The sequence below is a fragment of the Microcoleus asticus IPMA8 genome (genome assembly GCF_013179805.1).
GTDB classification, from domain to species: Bacteria; Cyanobacteriota; Cyanobacteriia; order Cyanobacteriales; family Microcoleaceae; genus Microcoleus; species Microcoleus asticus.
The window spans coordinates 45041-51679 of record NZ_SRRZ01000043.1; the positions used below are offsets into that span (position 1 = coordinate 45041).

The 6639-nt window shown below is 39.6% G+C and carries 2 protein-coding genes and 2 pseudogenes; 3 read left to right on the top strand and 1 reads right to left on the bottom strand.

Annotated elements, in window-relative coordinates:
* Positions 1–8 precede the first annotated feature (8 nt).
* The 3 genes and pseudogenes from E5S67_RS13480 (at position 9) to E5S67_RS13490 (ending at position 5943) form a co-directional block, all read left to right on the top strand.
* Positions 9–4103 (top strand): non-ribosomal peptide synthetase, encoded by a 4095-nt coding sequence (locus E5S67_RS13480; protein WP_172187976.1) that lies wholly within the window; start codon positions 9–11, stop codon positions 4101–4103.
* Between the two features lie 429 nt (positions 4104–4532).
* Positions 4533–5487: pseudogene (locus tag E5S67_RS13485) on the top strand (IS630 family transposase).
* Between the two features lie 126 nt (positions 5488–5613).
* Complete coding sequence (locus tag E5S67_RS13490; protein ID WP_172187977.1) at positions 5614–5943, top strand: hypothetical protein; 330 nt, start codon at positions 5614–5616, stop codon at positions 5941–5943.
* 150 nt (positions 5944–6093) lie between these two features.
* Here E5S67_RS13490 and E5S67_RS13495 read toward each other — a convergent pair.
* Positions 6094–6463: pseudogene (locus E5S67_RS13495) on the bottom strand (IS66 family transposase); the annotation flags it as partial.
* Positions 6464–6639 lie beyond the last annotated feature (176 nt).

Below are 6639 nucleotides of genomic sequence, written 5' to 3' on the forward strand. Positions count from 1 at the left end.
TAAAAATCATGGAAAACCAAACCTCTAATCTATCAGCAACCAAAAAAGCCCTTCTGGAAAAGTGGAAGACAGGAAAATCTAGAAGTTCTGCTATTCCTAAGCGATCGGACTCTAATTGTATTCCCTTATCTTTTTCCCAGCAAAGACTCTGGTTTATCGATCGACTTTATCAAGGAAGTTCCTTCTATAATATTCCGACAGCTATTCATTTAAAGGGAATGCTTGATGTGACGGCGCTTAAGCAAAGTCTTAACGAAATTATGAAGCGTCACGAAGCTTGGAGGACGAGTTTTGTAATAGTAGACAAGCAACCATTTCAGACGATCGCATCTGAATCAACCTGGGAATTACCTATCCTCAACCTCGAACATTTATCGGGCAAAAATTGGGATGTAGAAGTTCAAAAAATAGCTGTCGAGGAAGCTAAAAAACCCTTTAATTTATCCCAAGCGCCTCTGGTACGGGCAACTTTGCTGCGTCTAGGCGAAACAGAACATATTTTCCTTTTGACGATGCACCACATCGTCTCCGATGGATGGTCGATATCAGTTTTCGCGGGGGAATTGGCAGCACTGTACGCGGCGTTCTCAACAGGTCAATCTCCGTCATTACCTGAACTCCCTATCCAGTATGCAGATTTTGCAATTTGGCAGCGCGATCGCTTGCAAGGTGAAATACTCGCTACCCAACTCAATTACTGGAAGCAACAACTAGGCGGTGATTTACCTGTATTGCAATTGCCTGTCGATCGTTCCAGACCTACTATTACCACGTTTAATGGTACAAAGCAATACTTTACTTTTTCCAAAACTCTAACAGAGGCACTAAGTAAATTAAGTCAGCAAGAAGAAGTCACTTTATTTATGACTTTGCTAGCGGGCTTTAATACTTTACTTTACCGCTATACAGAGCAAGAAGATATCCTAATAGGTTCTTCAATTGCTAATCGCAATCAAGCCGAACTAGAAGGAATACTTGGTTTATTTGTCAATACATTGGTAATGCGAAATGACCTCAGCGGCAACCCAAGTTTTCGCACGCTTTTGAGTCGGGTACGCGGGGTGACTCTCGACGCTTACGCACATCAGGATTTGCCTTTTGAGAAGCTAGTAGAGGAATTGCAACCCGATCGAGATTTAAGCCGAAATCCTTTGTTTCAGGTCATGTTTGTGCTGCAAAATACGCCGAAGTCCGAGCAAGAGATTGCTGGGTTAACTTTGCGTAGTTTAGAGTTCGATAGTGGCACGTCTCAGTTTGACATTTTCCTGTCGCTCGGCGAATCTAAAGAAGGATTAACGGGATTTTTAGAGTACAGTACCGACTTATTTGATGCGGCAACAATTACAGGACTAATCGACAATTTTCAAACCTTACTGGAAAGCATCGTTGCTAATCCCGATCGCCAAATTTCTGAATTACCAATCCTAACGGCAAAACAGCGAGAACAACTGTTATTGGAGTGGAATAACACTCGAACGACTTATCCGCAAGATGCCTCTATCCATCAATTATTTGAACGGCAAGTAGAGCATTTTCCCGATAGTTTAGCATTAATCGATCGCTCGGAAAAAGTAACCTATCGAAAACTCAACCAAAAGGTCAATCAACTTGCCCATTATTTACAAAAATTGGGAGTAACAACCGAAACTTGCGTCGGCATTTGTCTGGACAGATCGGTGGAAATGATAGTTGGAATTCTGGCCATCCTGAAAGCTGGCGGTGCTTACATTCCTCTCGACCCAAATTATCCAACCGATCGTCTTTCTTTCATGGTTTCTGATTCCCAAGTTTCATTAGTCATCAGTCATTCATCATTACGCGATCGCTTTCAACAAATACAGGTTATTTGTCTAGATAAAGAGTGGGAAATTATCGATCGAGAAAGTCAAGAAAATCCTGCCAGCACATTGAGAAGTGACAATCTTGCTTATGTAATCTACACTTCTGGTTCGACTGGAACTCCCAAAGGCGTTATCGGTACTCACCGAGGTACAGTTAATGGGTTAAACTGGTTGTGGAAAACTTATCCGTTTGAAAGTGAAGAGATTTGTTGTCAGAAAACAGCTATTAGTTTTGTAGATTCAGTCTGGGAAGTTTTTGCTCCCTTACTCCAAGGAATTCCGACCGTAATCATTCCCGATCCAGTTGTCAAAGACACTAAAGTATTCCTAGAAACCCTCGATCGCCATCACGTTACGCGAATCATACTTGTTCCTTCCTTGCTGCGCTTAATTCTAGATACTTACGGTAATTTAACCAAGAAATTGTCGAACTTGAAACTTTGGATAACCAGTGGAGAAGTACTACCTCTCAACTTAGCGCGATCGTTCCAAAAATTGCTCCCATCTGCCAAATTGATTAACCTTTACGGTTCATCTGAAGTTTCTGCCAACGCTACTTACTACGATACGAGTTTATTACCAGAAAAAGCAACTAGCATTCCCATAGGGTGTCCAATTGATAACACTCAAGTTTACATATTCGATCGTCATTTACAACCCACTCCAGTAGGAGTCTGCGGTGAATTGTACGTCGGTGGCGATGGATTGGCGAAAGGTTATTTGAATCGTCCCGAACTAACCGAGGAACGGTTTATTTTAACTCCCAACTCAAAACTATATAAAACTGGCGATCTAGCGCGTTATTTGCACGATGGCAATCTCGAATATTTAGGTCGCCGTGACGAACAAGTAAAAATCCGAGGTTTCCGAGTTGAATTGGCAGAAATTGAAAGTGCGATATTGCAACATCCAGATATTCGAGAATCTGTTGTCATTATCCGCGACGATACACAAGGCGATAAACATTTGATTGCTTACATAGTAACAGATGAACCAGACTTAGTCCCACAAATAAGCAGCTACTTGCAAGAAAAACTACCGGATTACATGATACCATCTGCTTTTGTGGTGCTAGATGCGATACCGCTAACACCAAATGGCAAAATAGATAAGCAATCGCTTCCAACTGATAATCTGATCCGATCGAACTCCACAAAATCCTTCGTTTCGCCCCGAAATATTTCCGAATTAGGTTTGGTAAAAATTTGGGAAAATCTTCTAGCTATTAACTCAATTGGAGTTACAGATAACTTCTTCGAGTTGGGAGGTCACTCCTTTTTAGCTGTACGCTTAATGGCTCAAATTTACGAGCGGTTTGGACACAACCTTCCCCTATCTATTTTGTTTGAAAACCCAACAATTGAAAAACTCGCTAAAATTGTCAGCCAGCCAACAAATTTGAGTTCTGGTTCCCCGCTGGTAGCCCTTAATTCTTCCGGTTCGAGGACTCCTTTCTTTTGCGTACACGCCGCCGGAGGAGACATCCTTGCTTACCTGAACTTGGCAGACCAAATCGGTGGAGAGCAACCATTTTACGCTTTAGAACAGTCCCCCACCTCGCTCGAAGTTCAAGCTAAATCAGTAGAAGAAACAGCAGCTTATTACCTCCAAGAAATTCGTTCACTGCAACCGGAAGGGCCATATCTTTTAGGAGGTTGGTGTTTTGGTGGTGTGGTTGCTTTTGAAATGGCACAACAACTACAAAAACAAGGTCAAAAAATAGACTTGCTAGTGGTAATTGACGCTATATTGCCAGAAACAGTTATTAAATCAACAAAAGATGATGACGCTAAATTTTTAATCCGGTTAGCTGAGTCAATTAAAAACTGGTTCGGCATCGATTTTTCAGTCTCCTACGACGAAATGCGATCGCTATCGTTGGATGAGCAATTTCAGCTATTGAATAGAAAGGCAAACTTCATCGTCAGCGACACGGAGATGGCGCAGTATATTCGCGATTACAAGGTTTTTAAATCTCACGTTCAAGCCATGCGAGATTACGTTCCCCAGGTTTATCCCCACAAAATTACACTGTTTCGAGCTAGCGATAAAATTGCTCATGATTTTGAGAGTACAGAGTTTCATAGCGATGACTTATTGTTAGGTTGGGGCAAATGTTCCCAGCAAGCGATCGAAGTTATTGAAGTTCCGGGCAATCATTTCTCCATGTTTACTGAACCTCATATACAAAAATTATCCCAACATTTGAAATTTTGTTTCGATCAAATGGTTAATGGCGAAATTAACTTTAATGGGAGTTAAAAAAATGCTGTATTAAGCTATGATTTTTTTAGGCTTGCTATAAAAAATCCACTGACGGGGTGACAACCCCGTCAGAAGCCCCACCCGTGGCGGATTTACCGAACTCGCAGCTCTCAAAAGATGGGTCAAAATTGTTAAGCTGCCACGCAGCTAAACCATACAAACAGCATTACCTGTATTTTTAATTTTTCTGTACGCGTTAATAATAAGGAATGAAAAATGAATATAGCCTTTCTCGAAAAGATGAGGTATCATGTTACTGACACTCACTCATGAGGGTCAAACAGAGAAGACACGATCGAATGAACTATAATTACATGGTTCAGTAAAGCCACGCCAAAGCGATAGCACACATAATAGCATTTTTCTGACAGCACGATCTGGTTGACTCACAAAAAGTCAACTACCAAACTTCATACATTGTTAAAAATGAAAACTTATTCGATTGATTTTAGGCAAAAAATCCTTGATACTTATCATACTGAACCGATTTCACAAAAATCAATAGCTAAGCGTTTTTCTGGAGCCTCGGAGCTTTGTACAAAAATTGCTTAAACAATATCGTGAAACAAAAAACATTACTCCCCGAACTGACCGATGTGGAGTCAAAAGCAAACTGAATGCAGAGCAACTACTCATATTGGGGGAATTGATTGAATTAAACAATGATGCAACTCTTGAAGAACTTCGTTATTTACTTTATGGGAAAATTGGATTTTCCGTTAGTATATCGACAATAGCAAGAATGATAAAACTATTAAATATTACTGTCAAAAAAAACTCTCTTCCCTTCGGGCAAAGGCACCGACCGAGTTCAACTCCTGCGATGTGAGTTCTGGCAAAAAATTAAAGAGATTAGTTTGAAAGACTTAATATTCATTGACGAATCGGGAGTAAATTTGGCAATGGTTAGGTTGTATGCTAGAGCTTTGAAAGGTCAAAGAGCCCAGGGTCCAAAACCAACTAAACGTGGCAAAAATGTCTCAATAATTGGAGCCATGTCAGTCAAGGAAATTTTGACATCGGTTAATCTAATAGGCGGAACTGATGCAATTACATTTGAAGCTTTTATTATCAGAAAACTTGTGCCAAAACTCTGGAAAGGGGCTTGTGTAGTCATGGATAATTGTCCCATTCACTTGGGAGAAGAAGTGGAAAAAGCTATCGAAAAAAAGGGGCAAAATTAATATACTTATCTCCTTATTCACCAGATTTTTCCCCAATTGAGAATCTCTGGTCAAAGCTTAAAAATATTCTCCGTTCTATCAAGACTACTAATTATCAAGAATTAGCCAAAGCCAGAGAGTTGGCGTTCAGTCAGGTTACATCATCAAATATTTTTAACTGGTTTACACACTGTTGTTATTGTACCTCATCTTTCTGAGAAAGGCTATAAGTTGATGAATTATCGGTTATACCGAAAAAATTGCTAGATTGCAATTTTAACTCCTACAGAGATTAAGTTACCACGGATTTTTCTACTAAACTACTCTAATTGGCGTTTAAACCCATGTTTTATCATAATTCAATTGAATCAGCAATGAAAAAACTTTATAAATCCTTATCAGAAAAGGATAAAAGAAGGTATGGAGCTAGAGAATCTCAAAAATTAGGATGGGGTGGAATTAGCTATGGAATGCAACTTTTGGGATGCAGTCGAAATACCCTTATTAAGGGATTGGAAGACTTAGAAAAAATGGACGAACAGACACTAAATAGTTCCAGGAGCAGAAAGAAAGGAGGCGGAATAAAAAGTATTCTGTCTACTAAAATCGGCATTGATGCAGCATTTTTAGAAGTTTTAAAAAATCACACAGCCGGAGACCCAATGAATGAATGAGTTAATCAAATAAACTAATTTGACGCATAAAGAAATAGCTTCTGGACTACGAGCGGCAGGTTTTACCATTAGTTTCCCTTAGTTGCAAAAATTTTAAAAAAGCATGGATATGTGAAACGAAAAGCTGAAAAAAAACGTAAGGATTCAGGTCTAAATTTGAGGAATCAAAGATGGTTCTTGCATATTTGGATTAACCATCGCTTTGATAGCTTGGTCAAAAAAATCAATTACGGAACGTCCTTGACGACGACAAGTTTGTACAACCGTTAATAAATTAGCAGTATGTTTAAACCGCTCCATTGAACGGGAACCGCCACTAACCTTTCTTTTTGTTACTCCTAGCCGGAGTGTTCGCTCTGCTAAGTTATTGTCTGGAGGTATCTCTGGATGGTCTAAAAAATACCACCATTGATCGGTTTTGCCTCTTCGGCGAACGCAAAAGCTTACTGGCTTCTCCCCCTGCCAGTGCAATCCACTTATCAAGAGAGGACTTAACTTTTAGTTTAAACTCCCAAGCCCAAGCGAACAACTCACTTATAGCAATCCTAAATGATTTTCTATGTATAAGTGTACTGATGAATTTTGGGGAAATCAAATTTATGTTCCTTAGTGAAGAACTCAAACAAAAATTTGATAACCTTAAAAGACCTACATAAATACCAATACTTTCTTAAAAAGTTTTTAGCTTGTAACCAA

Coding starts and splice junctions, on each gene's coding strand:
- E5S67_RS13490 (WP_172187977.1), top strand. CDS start 5,614: ATGTTTTATCATAATTCAATTGAATCAGCAATGAAAAAACTTTATAAA.
- E5S67_RS13480 (WP_172187976.1), top strand. CDS start 9: ATGGAAAACCAAACCTCTAATCTATCAGCAACCAAAAAAGCCCTTCTG.